Origin of the sequence: Nocardia sp. NPDC052112, assembly GCF_040680135.1 — a bacterium.
Classification (GTDB): Bacteria; Actinomycetota; Actinomycetes; order Mycobacteriales; family Mycobacteriaceae; genus Nocardia.
This window is the reverse complement of record NZ_JBFAWD010000003.1, coordinates 453195-471634: the sequence shown is the minus strand read 5'-3', so window position 1 is coordinate 471634 and position 18440 is coordinate 453195. Positions and strand designations below refer to the sequence as shown.

Below are 18440 nucleotides of genomic sequence, written 5' to 3'. Positions count from 1 at the left end.
ACTGATGGCCGTGTCGATGGACGAACTGGTCGAGGCGCTGCGCAAGTCGGCCAAGGACAACGCCGCGCTGCGAGCGGCCAACGAGAAATTGCGGGCGGAGGCGGCGGAGCCGATCGCGATCGTCGGGATGGCCTGCCGGTATCCGGGCGGAGTTGCCTCCGCGGACGAACTGTGGGGCCTGGTATCCGAGGGCCGCGACGCGGTAGCCGCCGTTCCGACCGAACGCAACTGGGGCGCAACGGACTTCAAGGGCGGCTTCCTACCGGATGTGGGCGAATTCGATGCCGGATTCTTCGGCATCAGTCCACGCGAAGCCGCGGCAATGGATCCGCAACAGCGAGTCTTGCTCGAAATCGCCTGGGAAGCACTCGAACACGCGGGTATCGACCCGGCTTCACTGCACGGGAGCACGACCGGAGTGTTCGTCGGAGTCTCGGGCCAGGGCTACGGGTCCGGAGCGCTCGAGGCGGGAACCGGCGACGGTTACTTGCTGACGGGTGCGGCGACAAGTGTGGTTTCCGGTCGGGTGGCGTACGTGCTCGGGCTCGAGGGACCCGCGATATCGGTGGATACCGCGTGCTCGTCATCGCTGGTCGCACTGCATCAAGCGGTGCGGTCGCTGCGGTCGGGGGAGTGCACATCGGCATTGGTCGGCGGGGTGACCGTGATGCCGACGCCGAGTTCGTTCATCGAGTTCTCCCGGCAAGGTGGGCTGGCTCCCGACGGGCGGTGCAAATCGTTCGCGGCGGCCGCCGACGGAACGGGGTGGGCCGAGGGCGCGGGTGTGCTGGTGGTCGAGCGGCTGTCGCGGGCGCGGCAGTTGGGGCACGAGGTACTTGCCGTGGTGCGTGGGTCCGCGGTGAACCAGGACGGCGCGTCCAATGGGTTGACGGCACCGAACGGACCCGCGCAACAGCGGGTGATTCGGCGCGCGCTGGCCGATGCGGGGGTCGACCCGGCCGATGTCGATGTCGTGGAAGCGCACGGCACCGGAACAACGCTCGGTGATCCGATCGAAGCGCAGGCCCTGCTTGCCACCTACGGTCGGGGTCGGCCCGGGGATCGCCCCCTGTGGCTCGGCTCCCTGAAATCGAATATCGGGCATGCCCAGGCGGCGGCTGGTGTCGGTGGTGTGATCAAGATGGTGCAGGCGCTGCGATACGGGGTGTTACCGCGGACGTTGCATGTGGATGCGCCGTCGTCACAGGTCGACTGGACGGCGGGCGCGGTGGCGCTGCTGACCGAGCCGCAGGACTGGCCCGAAATCGGTGCGCGGCCCCGGCGGGCGGGGGTGTCGGCATTCGGTGTTTCCGGGACCAATGCGCATGTGATCCTGGAGCAAGCAGCCACGCCCGCGGCGATCGACCGCGCCCCGGTGCGGACGAATACCCCTGTCCCGTGGGTGATATCGGCACGAAGCGCGACCGCGCTGCGCGCACAGGCCGACCGGTTGCGTGACTGGATGCTGGCCCGACCCGACTCGGATCCGGTGGGTGTGAGCCACTCGCTGCTGACCTCGCGGTCACGGTTCGAACACCGGGCGGTGGTCTTCGGCACCGATCGCGACGAGTTGGTGGCAGGTCTGGCAAGACTGGGGGCGGGGGAGTCGGCGGCGGGTGTTGTGCAGGGTGTGGCGGGGGATCCGGGCCGGACGGTGTTCGTATTTCCGGGACAGGGCGGGCAGTGGGTTGGGATGGGTGTCGAATTGCTCGATACCGCACCGGCCTTTGCGGCGAAGATGACCGAGTGCGCGGAAGTCTTTGCGCCGTTGGTGGATTGGTCGTTGCTGGATGTGTTGTGCGGAGTCGGTGACGCGCCTTCGTTGGATCGAGTCGATGTAGTTCAGCCGGTGCTGTTCGCGATGATGGTGTCGTTGGCCGAGCTGTGGCGGTCGGTGGGGGTGAGTCCCGATGCGGTGGTGGGGCATTCGCAAGGTGAGATCGCGGCGGCGTATGTGGCCGGGGCGCTGTCATTGGCGGATGCGGCGCGGATCGTTATCGTCCGGTCGCGAGCGCTGACCCAGCTGTCGGGGTGCGGTGCGATGGCATCGGTCGGGTTGTCTGCGACCTCCGTTCGTGCCCGGTTGACCGACGGCGACGGTGTCGCGGTAGCGGCGGTGAACGGACCCGAAACCACAGTCGTCTCCGGCGAACCGAACCAACTCGAGGAGTTCCTGTCCGGATGTGCGGCCGATGACATCTACGTGGGTCGGATCGCGGTCGACTATGCTTCGCACTCACCGCAGGTCGAGTCGCTACGCGATCCCCTGATGCGGGCATTCGGCGCCGTCGCGGCCAACTCCTCCACCACCGCGTTCTACTCCACGGTCGCCGGCACTGCCGTCGACACGGCTCCTCTGGACGGCGAGTACTGGTACCGGAATCTGCGGCAGACCGTGCGCTTCGATGATGCGGTACGCGCGCTGGTGGCCGATGGCCACGACACCTTTGTCGAAATCGGCCCACATCCGCTGCTCGCCTTGGGAATCGAGCAATCCTGTGTAGCGGCCGCCGCATCCGTGTCGACGACCGTGGTCGGCACGCTGCGTCGAGACGAGGGCGGGCTCGCCCGCTTTCTCACCTCCGCAGCGCAACTCGAGGTCGCCGGCGCCGCCGTTCGCTGGGACACGCTGAATCAGAATTCGAATCCACGACGTGTGCCGCTGCCGACGTATGCCTTTCAACGCCAACACTTCTGGTTGGACGCACCCGCCCGGCCGAATCCGGTAGCCGATCCGCAGCCGTCGCAACTACAAGCTGTACGCTGGTCCGCGCTTGCGGCACCGCTGCCAGCTCAGCCGATTTCCGTCTCCTATTGGACCGACCTCGACCACGGTGACTCGCCTACGGTCATCGTTTTCGACAGTCGTCCATGCGGTCTCGACGATATTCCCGCGGCGACCCGGCGCGCGACCGTCGAGGTCCTCACCGTGCTGCAAGAATTCACCGAACGCTACGCGCAGAGCACCTTGCTCGTGATCACACACCGCGCCATCGACCCGGACGGTACGGGTGTCGTGGACCTGCCAGGCTCCGCGGTGTGGGGCCTGGTTCGTTCGGTGCAAGCCGAGGAACCTGGCCGAATCATACTGGTGGACAATGATATCGATGAAGTGCCGGCCGATTTGGTTGCCGTGGTGCTGGCGTCGGGCGAGTCACAGGTGGTGCTGCGCGGTGGAATCGTGCACCGGGCCCGGTTGGTGCCGCTCACGGGGCAGTGGGCCAAGCCATCCCTCGACGGTACGGTCCTGATCACCGGCGGGACCGGCGGGCTCGGGGCGCTGACGGCCCGGCATCTGGTCACCGAATACGAGGTCGAGTCGCTGTTATTGGTGAGCCGTCGTGGGATAGCGGCTCCCGGTGCGGCCGAGTTGGTGGCCGAGCTCACCGATGCCGGAGCGCACGTGCGCGTGATCGCCGCCGATGTCTCGAACCGCGACGATATCGCGGAAGTCCTTGCCGCTGTACCGGAGTCGTACCCGCTGCGCGGTGTGGTGCACGCGGCGGGGGTACTCGATGACGGTGTGCTGGCCGCGCTGACACCGGACCGGCTCGACACCGTGCTGGCGGTGAAGGCCGATGCGGCCTGGTATCTGCACGAGGCGACCCGCGATCTCGATCTTGCGATATTCGTGCTGTTCTCGGCTGCCGCAGGAGTGCTTGGTGCGCCGGGCCAGGGCAACTATGCCGCGGCCAACGTATTTCTGGACGGTTTGGCCGCGTACCGGCGCGCGCACGGATCGGCCGCGGTATCGATCGCGTGGGGTCTGTGGGCAGCCGGCACCGGGATGACCGCACATCTCGGCGCGTCGGATACCGCACGGATCGGGCGCGGCGGTGTGCTCCCGCTGTCCGCCGCACACGGCTTGCGGCTCTTCGATGCGGCCGTCGGCCAGGTGCGAGCCGACGTCGTCGCGGTGCAGTGGGATTCGACAGTTCTCGCGGAGCAGTACGGAACCGGCGGGCTCGCGCCGATGCTGTGTGAACTGGTCTCGGCTCGGCCGCGTGACACCGACCCGGCGGAGCAAACGCTGCGGGACCGGATGTCCGGGCTCGCCGAGTCCGACCGGCTCGCTGCAATGCGCGAAATCGTCTGTGCCCAGGTCGCTTCGGTGCTCGGTCACGCGAGTGGTGCCGATATCGATCCGAATCGCAATTTCAAGCAGCTGGGATTCGATTCGTTGACCGCGGTCGAGGCACGCAACCGATTGGCGACCGCCACCGGGCTGCGGCTACCCGCGACACTCGTCTTCGACCAGCCGACGCCGGACGCCGCCGCGCGATTCGTACTGCGGGAACTATTCGGGGAGCCGGAGCGCACGGCCGAGCCGCGAGCGGTGTCGGCCGCTGCGGACCCGGTCGCGATCGTGGGGATCGGCTGTCGCTTCCCGGGCGGGGTTTCCTCGCCGGAGGACCTGTGGCGCGTGGTGGCCGATGGGCGTGACGTACTGACCGGACTCCCGACCGACCGCGGCTGGGACTGCTCCGGATTCCAGGTGCGCGCGGGCGGCTTCGTGTCCGACGTCGGCGAATTCGATGCGGACTTCTTCGGCATCAGCCCGCGCGAGGCATTGGCGATGGACCCGCAGCAACGACTGCTGCTCGAAACATGCTGGGAGGCATTGGAACACGCCGGAATCGTCCCGACGACATTGCGGGGCGGCGACACCGGTGTGTTCGTCGGCGTCGCGGGCACCGGGTACGGGCTCGGTGCCGTGGACGAAGACGGAATCGGCGGTTATCTGCTCACCGGGACAGCCTCGAGTGTGGTGTCCGGGCGGGTCTCGTATGTGCTCGGACTGGGAGGTCCCGCGGTATCGGTGGATACCGCGTGCTCGTCGAGCCTGGTCGCACTGCATCAGGCGACGCAGGCGGTGCGTGCGGGCGAATGCGGGCTGGCACTGGCGGGTGGTGTCGCGGTGTTGGCGACACCGGGTGTGTTCGTGGAGTTCTCCCGGCAGGGCGGACTGGCGCCGGACGGACGCTGTAAGGCCTTCGCCGATGCCGCCGACGGCACCGGATGGGCCGAGGGTGCGGGTGTCCTTGTACTCGAACGGCTTTCGGATGCCCGCCGCAACGGTCATCGGGTGCTGGCGGTGATTCGTGGCAGCGCGGTGAACCAGGACGGCGCATCGAACGGTTTGACCGCGCCGAACGGTCCATCGCAGCAGCGGGTGATCCGCCGGGCGCTGGCGAATGCGGGAGTATCGGCCGCGGAGGTGGATGCGGTCGAGGCACACGGCACCGGAACGACGCTGGGCGATCCGATCGAGGCGCAGGCACTGCTGGCCACCTACGGCCAGGAAAGAGCTCAGCCGCTGTGGCTCGGTTCGGTCAAGTCGAATATCGGACATACACAGGCGGCCGCGGGCGTGGCGGGTGTGATCAAAATGGTCGAAGCGATGCGGCATGGAGTACTGCCGAAGACGCTGCATATCGACGCGCCCTCAGCGCACGTGGACTGGACCGCCGGTGCCGTGCGTCTGCTGGATCGCAATCGGGAGTGGCCGACCGTGGCTCGACCCCGGCGCGCCGGGGTGTCCGCATTCGGTGTCAGCGGGACCAATGCGCATGTGATCTTGGAGGCGGTCGATGCGGATCCGTCGGATGCCCCGTCGGGTGCCTCGCCCAGGACGGTGCCGTGGGTCGTCACGGCACGAACCCGAGAAGCATTGGCGGATCAGGCGGTTCGGCTGGCGGAGTGGGTGCGCGAGCGGCCGGGGCCGGATCCCGCCGATGTGGGGTGGTCGTTGGCCACCTCGCGGTCGCTGTTCGACCATCGTGCGGTGGTGTTCGGTGGCGACCGTGCCGAATTGTCGGCCGGATTGGCGGCTCTGTCGGCAGGTGAGCAGGCCGGAGTCGTCAGTGGCGTAGCGGCTGCGGGCAAGACGGCGCTGGTTTTTCCGGGGCAGGGTGCGCAGTACATCGGTATGGGACGGGGTCTGCATGCGGTGTTTCCGGCGTTTGCGGCGGCATTCGACGAGGTTGTCGCCATCTTGGACGCGCGGTTGGGTCGCTCGTTGTCCGAGGTGCTGTGGGGCGATGACCAGAATGCGTTGAATGCCACGATGTTTGCGCAGGCCGGGCTGTTCGCGATCGGTGTTGCTATTTTCCGGCTGCTCGAAGCATGGGGTATACGACCGGATTTCGTGGTGGGGCACTCGATCGGTGAGGTTGTCGCGGCCCATGTGGCGGGTGTCCTGTCGCTCGGGGATGCGGTAACCCTGGTGGCCGCGCGCGGTCGGCTCATGCAGGCCCTGCCCGACGGCGGCGCCATGGTCGCGCTGAGCGCCACCGAGGCGGAAGTGGTTCCGCTCTTGGTGGAGGGAGTCGATATCGCCGCCGTGAACGGCCCCGATTCGGTGGTGGTATCCGGCCGCAAGAGCGCGGTATCCATCGTCGCCGACCAATTGCACGACCGCGGCAGGCGGGTTACGTGGTTGCGGGTGTCGCACGCGTTCCACTCGTCGTTGATGGAGCCGATGCTGGGTGAGTTCGCGGAAGTCGTTGCTGGGCTGTCGTTCGGTGAGCCGTCGATACCGGTGATATCGAATGTGACGGGAGCTCGGGCCGGTGCGGACTTGCTGACGCCGCAGTACTGGGTGCGACACATCCGCACCACCGTGCGCTTCGCCGACGGCATCAGAGCGCTGTCCGAGTGTGGCGCAACCAGATTCGTAGTCGCCGGACCGGATGCCGGACTGACGGCATTGATCACCGAAACCCTGGAACCGACTCGAACCGAGCCCGGAATCCTGACGGTACCTGTGCTGCGAACGGACCGCCCCGAAGACCCCACCGCGCTGAATGCCCTGTCCCGGCTGTTCGTCGCGGGCGCGGATATCAACTGGGACACCATATTCGGTACGGCACGACGGCAGGTCGAGCTACCCACATACCCGTTCCAGCGACAGCGCTATTGGCTCGGCGCCGACCGAACCCCGGCCAGCGACGCGGCAGACGCCGAGTTCTGGGCCGCGATCGACAGCGGTGCTACGGATGCACTCGGCATCGATCCGCAACGCCCATTCGACGAAGTCCGCCCACAGCTGTCGGCCTGGCGCAAACGCCGCCGCGAACTATCGACCATCGATCAGTGGTGCTATCACAGCGAATGGAAACCGCTGACGGACACTGATATCCATCTGTCGGGTCGGTGGTTGATCATCACCTCCGCCGACCTCGAGGTGCCGGAGCACGTCGTCGCGGGATTGACGCAAGCGGGTGCCCAACCGCATCCCATCACGATCGATGCCGATCGGATGACCCGGGGTGACATCATCGGCCTGTTGCGCGGCGCGGGTGAACTGCGTGGCGTGCTGTCCTTTGCCGCCATGGACGACAGACCCAGTGCCACCGTCGGTGCCATGTCGCGCGGCGTCCTCGGCAATCTGCTTGTCCTGCAGGCGCTCAGCGATGCCCGGCTCGAAATCGCCACCTTCTGTATCACTGTCGGCGCGATCGTGGTGCGCTCCGCGGAGCGGATCGGCGCGCGACAAACTCAGATGTGGGGGCTCGGGCAGGTGGCGAGCCTGGAATTCCCGCAGTGGTGGGGTGGGCTGATCGACCTCCCGAGCGACCGGGACCACACGGCCATCCGGCGACTGCTCGGTGCGCTGTCGCGAACCGACGGCGAAGACCAACTCGCCATCCGTGCCACCGGGGTCTACGGCAGGCGAATGATGCCCGCTCAACTGTCCACGTCAGCGGCCCCGTGGGTGCCGAGCGGAACGGTGCTCATCACCGGCGGTATCGGCGGAATCGGATCGCATATGGCGCGCTGGGTGGTCGACAACGGCGCCGAGCACGTCGTCCTGGTCGGTCGCCGCGGCCCGCGCACACCCGGCGCGGCCGACCTCGAACGGGAGTTGGCGCGATCGGGTGCCCGCATCACGGTGCTGGCGGCCGACGTCGCCGAACGCGACGATATCGCAACGGTTTTGACCACCATCGACCGTGGCGAGATCCCGTTGACCGCCGTCGTGCACGCCGCCGGCGTGGTGTCGCCGTGCCCGATCACCGCGCTCGAACCCGCGGGCCTGGCGGCGGAACTCGCCGCGAAGGTGTTCGGCGCACAGCACCTCGACGAATTGCTCGGTGACCGCGCCCTGGACGCCTTCGTACTGTTCTCCTCCGGCGCCGCGACCTGGGGCACTACGGGAGGAGCCGGTTACGCCGCGGCGAACGCCTTTCTGGAAGGCCTGGCCCAGGACCGGCACGCACGTGGACTTGCCGCGACCGCTGTGGCTTGGGGCGGCTGGTCGGGGGCCGGGATGGGTGCGGGCGATGCGGGGGAGTACATGCGCCGCAGCGGTGTGCGATTGATGAATCCCGAACTGGCGGTTCGTGCGGTTGCACCGACCGTCGGCTCGGGTGCGGCACTGCTGACCGTCGCCGATATCGACTGGGCGCGCTTCGCCGCCGTCTACACCCTGTCGAGGCGTCGCCCGCTCATCGCGGATATTCCGGCGGCGCGGGCTGCTCTCGACACCGGTGGCGCTGCGGAACCTGTTGTGCGGCGGCGTCTTGCCGGATCAACCGAACACGAACAACTCCAGGCGATCGTCGATATGATCCGCACCCAGCTCGCGCGCGTCCTCGGCCATCGCGGACCGGATGCCATCGATGCGGAGCGCAGCTTCCACGACCTCGGCCTCGATTCGCTGACCGCGGTCGAGACCCGCGACCGGCTCGGCGCGGCCACCGGCCTCCCCTTGACGGTCGCGGCGCTATTCGAGCACGGCGACCCGCTCGCGCTGGCCCGCCATATCGTGAAAGAACTCGCGGCACAGGAACCGTCGCCGCGCCCGGCCGCCGATACCGTGGTGGAACTCTTCGAAGCGGCAGTGACATCGAACCGGGTGGACGCCGGATACGACCTGCTGCGCGCCGCCGCCCGCCTGCGCCCGACCTTCCCGACGGACCGGCTCGTCCCCGAACTCCCCGCCCCAGTGCGACTGAGTGACGGCCCGGCGCGCCCGCATCTGCTCTTCATCGGCGCACCCGTACTCACCGGTGGAATCGACCAACACCTCCGCATCGCCGCCGAATTCACCGGCCACAGAAGAATATCCAGCATTCCATTGGCCGGATTCCGATCGCACGAACCACTACCCGTCGACTCGGCGGCCGCGCTGGCCGCACTCGCCAGCGCGGTTCGAACAGCGGCAGGTGACGACCCCGTCGTCGTAGTAGGCCATTCGGCCGCCGGTCACCTGGCCAACGCGACTGTGGCAACACTGCGCCGCGCCGCGGACATCGACCTCGTCGGCCTGATCATGCTGGACACCTTCGAAACCGGCACACCGGTACCCCGCGACCAACAGGCCCGCGCCCTCCTGGACATGGACGCGGCCACAGCCGCACTGGACGGCCCCGGTGCAACCGCCATGGTCGCCTGGTCCGACCTGCTACAGCACCTGCCACAGACCCCCGCGGCATGCCCTACCCTGCTGGTCACCTGCACAAAGCCCTACTTCCGCACGGTATCGCCGGAAACGGGCCAACCGCACGATCTCCTCGTGCGCCCCTGGTCGTCGACACACGCGGTGACCGAACTGGATACCGACCACTTCGCCATGCTCGCCGAAGACGCCGCACTCACCGCTCGTGCCATCGAACACTGGCTCGACAGGTGAGTGCACCAGCTACCCGTCTGCACCGACCCGATCCTCTTCCGCTGGTCCGCGATCTGCGTATATGCCGAGATGCGGGGCCATCGGTACTTGCGTCGCTGCCGCTCGGTGGCGCAGTACCGTTGCGTCGAGCATGGTCAGTTGGTCGGTATGGCGTATCGGCGAGCGGATCACGAGTCCAGGTGTCGGCTACGCAATCGGTACTCGAACACACCTCGCGGTTCACCCGGCCCGAAATACTCGTCATCGTGTTCGACGAATTCGAACCCAGCGCGCTTGAACAGGTTCGCCGCGGGCTCGTTGTCGGGTCGTACCGTCAGATAGACCACCTCGGCCCCATCTTTCCGGCAATGCTGCAGCATATGGCTCAGCAAGGCACGACCGTAGCCCTTGCCGCTGTGCTGCTCGGCCACGGCGAAGGTGAACAGGAGGGCCCGGCTCGCCTTCCGGAGTGTCAGCGCATAGCCGATCACCGTGCCGTCCAACTCCGCGACCAGCCAGTCGGACCCATGCAGGTCGTAGAGCTGGCGCAGCATCAGATACAGATACGGCTCGGCGAATACCTCGGCCTCGATGGCCGCGATATCTTCGATATCGGCGAAGCGTGCCTGCCGGTATTGCGGTTGTGGCGCTCTTACGATGTCCATGAGCTTCCTGATGCCGGGGCATAGGCCGTCGCGGACCACTGCACCAAGAACGATACGCCGACCCGCACCCCCGGCATATGTGGTGGATCGGATACCGCGGCCCCTCCGTCGGTCCGTGGAGATTGCTTGTACGCCAGTGTTTTTCGGAAATTTGTGGTCGGCCGGCATGTCGGGTGGGCTTCGTCGTGAGAAGTCCAAAAGGCTCTGAACTGTGATTCCGCCGCGACATAGTCTGGCCTTCGTCGGGCAGTGTCGAATGCAGGAGGGGTCAGATGTCGATTCTTCGAGCTGTTGTCGTCGCGAGCATGGTGGGTTGCGCGCTGGTGGTTGGATCCGTGCCCGCATCCGCCGACCCGACCACCGGGCCGGCGGTGCCGGTGTCGCCTGGCCCGTCCGACCTGCAGCAATGGATCGATAACACTATTCCCGCGCCATCGTTCCCAGCGGCCGCATCCCCGCCCGCCGGTGCGCTGCCCGCGAAGTTGGCGGCGTTGTGGCAAGCGGTGCGGTCCGCACCGTCCGGGGATCGGATCTTCGACGAGTGGCCGGACGGACTCGCCGGGCTCGCTCCCGGCGATATCGTCGAGTGGCGTGATGTGACATCGACTTCGGCACTGCTGGCGATCGTGCCGATTCAGCGTGCGATTCTGCTGAAGTTCCGGACGACGGACGCATCGGGCAAGCCGTCATTCGGCACCGCGACATTGGTGACTCCCGCCGCCGCGTGGACCGGTCCGGGGGATCGGCCGGTACTGGTGAATGCCTTGCCGATCAATTCACTCGGGCTCAGCTGCACGCCGAGCTACGCGATGGCGCACGGGTTGCACAGTAAGTTCAATGCGGGTGATCTGTTTCCACCCAACACCGCCTGGGGGCTCAGCCGCGGCTATGCGGTGCTCATTCCCGATCACGAGGGTCCGTGGATGGCCTATGCCGAGCCGCGGGTCGCCGGCCATGTGCTGCTGGATTCCATTCGCGCGGTGCGCCATGTGCTGCCGGCGGAGTTCACGGGCAGCCGTTTCGCGATGACCGGGTATTCCGGTGGCGCGATCGCATCGTATGCGGCCGCGATGCTGCTCGACGAATACGCACCGGAACTATCCGGTGTGGTGGTCGGGGCGGCCATAGGTGGACTCGTGACCGACTATCGAATGGTCGCCGGCCACTTCAACGGAAACTCCGCATCCGGCATTCTGCTGGTGGTCGCGCTGGCGATGGGCCGCGAGCATCCGGAGATCCTCGGCTATCTGAATCATCTGGCGCAGTGGGCGGCGACCTCGCCCGTCAAGGACTCCTGCGGCGACACCAATGGCCCGCTCGGGCTGGTCGGCGTCCCGATCGATGTCGCCGCCAATATCAGCGATCCGCTGAACAGCGGTATCGCCGATCAGATCTTCGGGCAGCTCGATCTCACCGACCGTAGATCGGGTGTGCCGCTCTACATCTATCACGCCGCCAACGATTTCTGGATCCCGCACGAGAACGGCGACGATCTCTACCGCAACCAATGTGCGCGCGGCGTCCGCGCGGTGCACCGCACCGAACCCGGCGAGCACGTCATCGCCCTGTTCACCGGCTTTCCCGGGGAGATCGACTGGATCGACGGACGCTTGCGAGGCGAGCCCGCCCCGAGCGAATGTCCGAGGCCGGCCCGGTGAGCCCGATGGTGAGACGCCGCTGAGATCTCGGTGAGATGACTGTCCCGCAGAGTTGTGCGCAGAATCCAGCCGAGTGCCCCATGGAGGAGCTCGATATGTCCGCAGACGTCGAGGTGCCGGTACTGATCGTCGGCGGCGGGCCGGTCGGGCTCACCGCACGGGCGTTATCGGCACGGTGGGGCGTGCGGGCGATGGTGGTCGAGAAGTATGGCGAGCTGTCGCCGTTCCCGCGATCTCGGCTGGTCAATGTGCGCTCGATGCGACCGCGTGTTTTTCACGACCAGGAAGGACTAGTGCGTAGCAGTCGCGAAAGGCGTTGCCACCGGACCGGATTCGGTGCGGTGCGGGTGCGTCCACCGGCCGCGGCGTGCCAGCATGGGCAGCACGCCCTCGCCGAACCAGTAGGCCTCTTCGATGTGTGGGTATCCGGAGAGGATGAAATGGGTGATGCCGAGGTCGGCGTACTCGATCAGGCGGTCGGCGACCTCTTCGTGCGAGCCGACCAGCGCCGTGCCCGCCCCGCCGCGCACCAAACCGACGCCCGCCCACAGATTCGGCGCGATCTCCAGCCGATCGGTGCGACCGCCGTGCAGTTCCAGCATTCGGCGCTGACCTTCGGATTCACTGCGCGCGAGACTGGCCTGCACACGGGCGATTTCGGCCGGGTCGAGGCCGGAAAGCAGTCGGTCCGCGACCGCCCAGGCGGCTTCGGCAGTGTCGCGGCTGATGACGTGAATGCGTAAGCCGTAGCTGAGCTCGCGGCCTTCGGCGGCGGCGAGACCGCGGATCCAATCGAGTTTGCCGCCGACCGCGGCGGGCGGTTCACCCCAGGTGAGGTAGGTGTCGGCATAGCGGGCCGCGACCGGTCCGGCGGGTCCCGACGAGCCGCCGAAGAAGACCGGTGGGATCGGGTCCGGATGGTTGTTGAGCAGGGCATCGCGGATCTGGATGTGGGTGCCCGCGAAGCTGATCGGTTCGCGGGACCGCCACAGCTCGCGCACCACGTGCAGGAATTCGGCGGTGCGCGCGTAGCGCTGTGCCTTGTCGAGGAAATCGCCGTAGGCCTGTTGTTCGTGCGGTTCGCCGCCCGTCACCACATTCAGCAGCAGACGGCCGCGGGAGTGGCGCTGAAAAGTCCCGGCCATCTGCGCGGCCAGCGTCGGGCTGACCAACCCGGGGCGAAACGCCACCAGGAATTTCAGTGTTTCGGTGGTTTCGACCAGCATGGCGGTGGTCAGCCAGGCGTCCTCGCACCAGGCGCCGGTCGGGGTCAGGACCGCCTCGAACCCGTTGTCCTCGGCCGCCGCGCCGATTTGGTTGAGGTAGCGCAGCGATGCCGGCCGGTCACCGGACATCGACGTGCCATGACCACCGGCGATCAGGCCACGCGAATCGCCATAGGTGGGCAGAAACCAATGGAACGACAGTGACATCGACAACTGCTCCTCGCCGGTTCGGATGCCGTTGCCGGCACGGATAGTCGCGATGCTGCCAGCGCCGCCCAGTCCGTGTCACCGGTTGGAATCCGCGTGGTTCTTATCCCTACAGCCGATCCGGCTACCGCCTCGCCAACGTCTGATCGCTACACCCATCCGATCGCACAGATTCAAATCCTCCTGCCGATCGGCTTCCGGTGTTGGAGTGGAAACGGCGCGCGGTGCGCCCCTTCCTGGCGATAGACGGTTCCCCGACCCCGATGGAGTACGTATGACCACAGAGCACATCGCCGATCAGATCCGGTTCGCCTACTGGGTGCCGAATGTCAGCGGGGGGCTGGTCACCAGTGATATCGAGCAGCGCACCGGTTGGGACTTCGAATACAACAAGAAGTTGGCGCGGACGGCGGAGAACAACTGGTTCTTCATCATTGCCCGCGATACCGCGAAGGAAGCACACGACACCCTGCGCGAAATCCTCGGAAAGGCGAATAAGCCCGCGGTGGCGGGCTTCCGGGACGCGGTACAGCAGGCCGGTGCGTCCACGAAGGACCGCAAGGGGATGTGGGCGGATTCGACATCGGAAGATCTCGCGCAGTACAACGACGGATTCCGCACCAAGCTGATCGGCACACCCGAACAGGTCGCCGAGCGCATCGTCGCCTACAAGCAACTCGGTGTCGACCTGATGCTGGCGGACTTCCTGCACTTCCAGGAGGAGGTCGAGTACTTCGGGGCGAAGGTGCTGCCGCTGGTCCGTGAACTGGAGGCCGCACGCACGCCCGCCGCCGTGGGGCACTGATGACCGCCGTCGCCGCCGACCGGATCGAATCCACCACTTCTGGCGCAACGCCCGAACCCACACCCTGCACGACCCGGTCCGGTGGAAATATCAGCACATCGGCCGGGCGTTGCTGCACGATACCGCGCCGCCGTCGCACGGCGTGATCTGATCGAGCGAGAAGAGGATACGGAAGTGACAGTTACGGTCGTCGTCGGGAATCCGAAGCCAGCCTCTCGTACCTTGACCGCGGCGAGGTTGGTCGCCGCGGGGTTACGCCCGGACGTGGAACCGGAGGTGATAGATCTGGTCTCGTTCGGTGCGCGCCTGCTGTCCTGGGGTGATCCCGAGGTCGCGGCCGCCGTTCGCGCCGTGGCGAATTCGGATCTGGTGGTCTTCGCGAGTCCGACTTTCAAGGCCACCTATACCGGCCTGTTGAAGCTGTTCCTCGAACAGTTCGACGGCGGCACCGGGCTGACCGATGTGGTGGCCGTTCCGCTCATGCTCGGCGCGGGCCCGGCACATGCGCTCGCCCCGGATCTGCTGCTCGAGCCGGTGTTGGTCGAACTCGGCGCGACGGCGGCGCTGCCCGGTCTCTACCTGTCGGACAGCACATTTCAGGACGACGGTGCCGTCGAGCGCTACACCGAACGCTGGCGCCCGGTCGCCGCGGCCCTCGCCTCGAAGGTGGCCGATCATGCATGAGCTCTTCGAACTTCCCTCAGACGGCTCCGGCCTACGTCGGGTCTTCGCCAGCTTCCCCAGCGGTGTCGTCGCGGTATGCGCCGAACTCGAAGGTACGCCACACGGTTTGGCGGTGAGTACCTTCGTACCGGTTTCGCTGGACCCGCCCTTGGTGTCGTTCTGCGTGCAGAACAGCTCGGCGACCTGGCCGAAACTGGATGCCGCGACGCAACTAGGGCTGAGCCTGCTCGGCACCGATCAGGAGGACGCGGCTCGGGCACTGAGCAACCGCAACGGCAACCGCTTCCAGAATGTGGATGTGCACCGCGGCGCGGCCGACGCGATCTTCATCGATGGTGCGACGGCGTGGATCGAAGGCGCGGTCGAAGCCCGCATCCCCGCAGGGGACCATACGGTGGTCATTCTGCGGATCAACCGGCTCGCGGCCCGCGCCGACGCCGAGCCACTGATCTTCCACGGCAGCAAGTTCCGCAGCCTGCACCCGCACCGCGAGATCACCGAGATCGCCAGCTGAACCGCGACGGTGCTGTGGTCATCGTCGACGCCGTCGACGCGACTTCACACGGCAGTGACCCGTTGTCGGCCCTGCGCGACCGGTCGATCCGGCGTGGTGATCACATCGCGGCGGCGCAGGCGTTGGTGGGTCAGCTGGAGCAGACCGATTCCGGCGAGACCGCCCGCCGTGGTCCCGGTGCTGATTTCCCAACCCGGCGGGCGCCAGGTGAGGGTCAGGTCGGCGGCGGTGGTGCCCGCGGGGATATCGGCGGCGACGAAGCTGCCCGCGATCTCACAGCGCCCCATCGCCGTCAGTCCGCTGGTCCATGCGCGCTGGAGCCCGAGCGTGTGGTGAACCGCCGCGAATGCCATGTACACCGCCACGGCGATGATCAGGCTCGGCACGATGTATATCAGTAGTTCCATTGTGGTCCCCCGGATGCGGTCGCCGACGCTGGTGCGTGCGGTCTCTGTGGATATCGGACCGACCGGTTGTCCCGCAACAGGGCCGTCAGGTCGAGCGGGGTGCGGTGCCGCCGGGGAAGGTGGCGACACGGACACCCGCGTACTCGGCCTGGACCTTGTAGTAGCGGTTCGTCGGGCCGTAGGCGGCGTAGAAGACGAAACCGCGGGCCTGCGGGTCGGCGAATGGTGCTTCGGCGACGAAACGGGCCAGGATCGGGTCGAGATGGGTTGGGAAACTGGATGGTTCGCAGCGCACCGGGAAGCAGATGCGTTCCATCCGGGGTGAGGTCCAGGAGAAGGTGCGGTACAGGTTGAAGGTGCGGGTGAGTAGCGCCAGCTCGGTGTCGCTGGGCGCGGTGAAGTCGAGTTCGGCAAGGATCCCGGTGATATCCGCGGGTGCGAGGTGGCCGGGTTCGAAGACGTTCGAGTACAGGTTCATCGTGCGTGCGTCGAAATCGACCGCGAGTATGCCGATTCGGCCGCCGTAGCGGGACAGGTGGTCGGCGTGCGCGCGCGCCGACTCCGGGATCCCGGCGAAGCCGAGAATCCGCTCCACGCTGAGCAATTCGGGGAAGACCAGCCAGATCTTCTGCACCCCACCGGCGAGTGCGAGGTCGACACCCGAGCTGACCGGCACCTCGGCCGAGATCTCGGCCAGCAGCTGTTCCATCGGATGCCCGGTGTAGGTGAGAAGTCCGGCGCCACGCAGTTTCTCGATGAGTTCGGTCGGCTCGCCCGGGTGCATCACCCTGGCGTTGACCTCGCGCTCGGGCACCGGATGCGTGGTGGTGCGCACGCCGACGACCGAGTTGGTCCACAGCTCGGCGAGTGTTTCCAGGACCGGATCGGCGATCGCGGGGTCGTAGCGAACCTCGGCCAGGTGCGCATACTTCTGCAGGTCCTTCCGGAGTTGATCGAGTGTCCTTGCGCTCATGACGTTCATCGTCCCGGAAGCGACCGCCCGATCGCAGCGCTTCGCATCATCTCGCGGCCGGCGTCATGGGGTGGACCGTCTGTCCCACTGCATGCGCGGGTCTTCATTGCCGAAGTCGTTGCGGACGGTCACGTAGGACGTACCTGCCGCGTAGGGAACGCTCAGTTTGCGGTTGTCCAACTGGGTCTTGTAGACCTCGCTACCGGTGCCGTCGGGGAAGAGAACATATTCGACGGTGAAGTTCTGTTTGTAGTTCTGCTGATCACAGCTGCCGAGAAAGGCCAAACCCCAACCACCCTCGGCATTTTCCATGCAACGGTGCTGGCCCCTCGAGTTCACCTCGTAGGTGCTGAAGGCGACGGTGTCGGGCCCGGTGGTGGCGCGCAGCCACCACTGGCGCCGATCGTTGGGATCGCACGCGGCGAACCGGGCGGTGCCGGTGATGCCGTTGGCGGGGTCGTCCTGCGTCGTCGCGCACATGCCGATACCCCGGTTGTACAGCAGCCAGTAGGCGAACTCGGCGTGCGCTGTCCCGGTCGCGCCGATGATGCTGGTGACGGCGGAGGCGGCCAGGGCCATCGCGGCCATCCGGACCGCGGCAAGCGTGGTGCTCGAGCGTTTCATGTGGTTCTCCGTACTTCCGTTGTCCTCGTTGCCATTTCATCTCCGACCACCGAACGGGTTACCCGGTCGTGCCGAGCGATTGCGACGGAATCCCTCGCTGCCGCTGCGAATACCTCGGCGGCGGACGGCATGAATCCTTTCTCGCGCGCGTTTCACAGCGCTTTCAACGGCATCTCACCGGGCCAGGTCGGGTTGCGGTAGGTTCCGCCTGTGGCTTTGAACTGGAAACTGGTCGTCGACACCAGAAACGCCCCCGCTCTGGCCGACTTCTGGGCCGCGGCGCTGGAGTACGAGGTGGAGGATCCCAGCGCGCTCGTCGAGCAGCTACTGTCCGCCGGTCAGCTCATCCCCGACGCGGTCGTCGACCATCACGGCCGCAAGACCTTCCGCGGCTACGCCGCCATTCGCCACCCCGACGACCCGTTCGACCCGACCAGCGGTGTCGGCCAAGGCAGGCGCCTGCTCTTCCAAGACGTGCCCGAAGACAAATCCGGCAAGAACCGCCTGCACATCGATGTGCACAGCGACCCTGGCACCCTCGACGCACTCGTCGCACGGCTGGAAGCATTGGGAGCAACGCGCGTCCGCGAAATCGACAGCGGCCCCGCCGGTCACTGGTGGATCATGCACGACCCCGAAGGCAACGAATTCTGTGCCGCATAGGTGCAGCAACGGCACTGGTCTGAGGAGATCAGAACAGTGCCGTTGTCGAGGGTGTGTGCCACGGGAATCGCGGGCGGCGGCGACTACTGGGCCATCAAGATCAGGTGGAACGAAGGTCCGTTCAAGCGTCGAGGTCGGTGGCTACCAGCTTGGCTACGAGGTCGAGTGCGGTGGGGTCGTCGCTGGTGACGACCACGTCGGTGCCGTGGGCCGCGCCGAGGGTCATGATCATGAGGGCCGAACCGGCGTCTACCGGGTCGCCGCCGACGAGGGACAGGGTGACCTCGGCGCCGGAGTCGGTGACGGTTTCGGCGATGATGTTGGCGGGGCGGGCGTGCAGGCCGATGGCGGCGGCGACGGTGACGGTGGTGCTGGCCATGGGGGGTGATTCTCCTTGG

11 protein-coding genes and 3 pseudogenes are annotated in these 18440 nt (G+C 66.8%); 8 read left to right on the top strand and 6 right to left on the bottom strand.

Features of this window, described 5'->3' with window-relative positions; all coding sequences use genetic code 11:
• The first annotated feature begins 4 nt into the window (after positions 1-4).
• Positions 5-9637, top strand: coding sequence for a type I polyketide synthase (locus tag AB0L58_RS08205; RefSeq protein ID WP_364383067.1), 9633 nt, complete (start codon positions 5-7; stop codon positions 9635-9637).
• Between the two features lie 167 nt (positions 9638-9804).
• Here AB0L58_RS08205 and AB0L58_RS08200 read toward each other — a convergent pair whose 3' ends face one another.
• The gene (locus AB0L58_RS08200; protein WP_364383064.1) at positions 9805-10281 is read right to left on the bottom strand and encodes a GNAT family N-acetyltransferase; all 477 of its coding nucleotides are present in this window, start codon (positions 10279-10281) and stop codon (positions 9805-9807) included.
• A gap of 272 nt (positions 10282-10553) precedes the next feature.
• Between AB0L58_RS08200 and AB0L58_RS08195 the strand changes: the two genes are divergently transcribed.
• On the top strand, positions 10554-11939 hold the full coding sequence (locus AB0L58_RS08195; RefSeq protein ID WP_364383061.1) for a lipase family protein: 1386 nt from the start codon (positions 10554-10556) through the stop codon (positions 11937-11939).
• Positions 11940-11974: 35 nt separating this feature from the next.
• A pseudogene (locus AB0L58_RS08190) lies at positions 11975-12490 on the top strand (FAD-dependent monooxygenase); the annotation flags it as partial.
• Here AB0L58_RS08190 and AB0L58_RS08185 read toward each other — a convergent pair.
• Positions 12392-13372, bottom strand: a pseudogene (locus AB0L58_RS08185) (LLM class flavin-dependent oxidoreductase); the annotation flags it as partial. The pseudogenes AB0L58_RS08190 and AB0L58_RS08185 sit on opposite strands and share 99 nt — an antisense overlap.
• Before the next feature lie 274 nt (positions 13373-13646).
• Here AB0L58_RS08185 and AB0L58_RS08180 point away from each other — a divergent pair.
• The 4 genes and pseudogenes from AB0L58_RS08180 to AB0L58_RS08165 all read left to right on the top strand — a co-directional run bounded on the left by AB0L58_RS08180 (position 13647) and on the right by AB0L58_RS08165 (position 15375).
• A complete protein-coding gene (locus tag AB0L58_RS08180) occupies positions 13647-14177 on the top strand; it encodes an LLM class flavin-dependent oxidoreductase (protein ID WP_364383059.1) in 531 nt (176 codons plus the stop codon).
• Positions 14178-14205: 28 nt separating this feature from the next.
• A pseudogene (locus AB0L58_RS08175) lies at positions 14206-14328 on the top strand (SfnB family sulfur acquisition oxidoreductase); the annotation flags it as partial.
• A gap of 23 nt (positions 14329-14351) precedes the next feature.
• Positions 14352-14861 carry an NAD(P)H-dependent oxidoreductase gene (locus tag AB0L58_RS08170; RefSeq protein WP_364383056.1) on the top strand — a complete coding sequence of 170 codons (510 nt, stop codon included), beginning with the start codon at positions 14352-14354 and terminating at the stop codon, positions 14859-14861.
• Positions 14854-15375, top strand: coding sequence for a flavin reductase family protein (locus AB0L58_RS08165; protein WP_364383054.1), 522 nt, complete (start codon positions 14854-14856; stop codon positions 15373-15375). The genes AB0L58_RS08170 and AB0L58_RS08165 overlap by 8 nt, the downstream gene beginning before the upstream one ends.
• Before the next feature lie 44 nt (positions 15376-15419).
• On the opposite strand, the gene AB0L58_RS08160 is transcribed toward AB0L58_RS08165, so the two are convergent.
• The 3 genes from AB0L58_RS08160 to AB0L58_RS08150 all read right to left on the bottom strand — a co-directional run bounded on the left by AB0L58_RS08160 (position 15420) and on the right by AB0L58_RS08150 (position 17379).
• A complete protein-coding gene (locus AB0L58_RS08160) occupies positions 15420-15782 on the bottom strand; it encodes a hypothetical protein (RefSeq protein ID WP_364383051.1) in 363 nt (120 codons plus the stop codon).
• 85 nt (positions 15783-15867) lie between these two features.
• Entirely contained in the window at positions 15868-16755 is an 888-nt protein-coding gene (locus AB0L58_RS08155) for an aromatic prenyltransferase (RefSeq protein WP_364383048.1), read from the bottom strand.
• A 63-nt stretch (positions 16756-16818) separates the two neighbouring features.
• Positions 16819-17379 carry a hypothetical protein gene (locus AB0L58_RS08150; protein ID WP_364383045.1) on the bottom strand — a complete coding sequence of 187 codons (561 nt, stop codon included), beginning with the start codon at positions 17377-17379 and terminating at the stop codon, positions 16819-16821.
• A gap of 210 nt (positions 17380-17589) precedes the next feature.
• Between AB0L58_RS08150 and AB0L58_RS08145 the strand changes: the two genes are divergently transcribed.
• Positions 17590-18042 carry a VOC family protein gene (locus AB0L58_RS08145; RefSeq protein WP_364383042.1) on the top strand — a complete coding sequence of 151 codons (453 nt, stop codon included), beginning with the start codon at positions 17590-17592 and terminating at the stop codon, positions 18040-18042.
• Positions 18043-18163: 121 nt separating this feature from the next.
• Here AB0L58_RS08145 and AB0L58_RS08140 read toward each other — a convergent pair whose 3' ends face one another.
• The gene (locus tag AB0L58_RS08140) at positions 18164-18421 is read right to left on the bottom strand and encodes an HPr family phosphocarrier protein (protein WP_364383039.1); all 258 of its coding nucleotides are present in this window, start codon (positions 18419-18421) and stop codon (positions 18164-18166) included.
• Positions 18422-18440 lie beyond the last annotated feature (19 nt).

Coding starts and splice junctions, on each gene's coding strand:
- AB0L58_RS08205 (WP_364383067.1), top strand. CDS start 5: ATGGCCGTGTCGATGGACGAACTGGTCGAGGCGCTGCGCAAGTCGGCC.
- AB0L58_RS08200 (WP_364383064.1), bottom strand. CDS start 10,281: ATGGACATCGTAAGAGCGCCACAACCGCAATACCGGCAGGCACGCTTC.
- AB0L58_RS08195 (WP_364383061.1), top strand. CDS start 10,554: ATGTCGATTCTTCGAGCTGTTGTCGTCGCGAGCATGGTGGGTTGCGCG.
- AB0L58_RS08180 (WP_364383059.1), top strand. CDS start 13,647: ATGACCACAGAGCACATCGCCGATCAGATCCGGTTCGCCTACTGGGTG.
- AB0L58_RS08165 (WP_364383054.1), top strand. CDS start 14,854: ATGCATGAGCTCTTCGAACTTCCCTCAGACGGCTCCGGCCTACGTCGG.
- AB0L58_RS08160 (WP_364383051.1), bottom strand. CDS start 15,782: ATGGAACTACTGATATACATCGTGCCGAGCCTGATCATCGCCGTGGCG.
- AB0L58_RS08155 (WP_364383048.1), bottom strand. CDS start 16,755: ATGAGCGCAAGGACACTCGATCAACTCCGGAAGGACCTGCAGAAGTAT.
- AB0L58_RS08150 (WP_364383045.1), bottom strand. CDS start 17,379: ATGAAACGCTCGAGCACCACGCTTGCCGCGGTCCGGATGGCCGCGATG.
- AB0L58_RS08140 (WP_364383039.1), bottom strand. CDS start 18,421: ATGGCCAGCACCACCGTCACCGTCGCCGCCGCCATCGGCCTGCACGCC.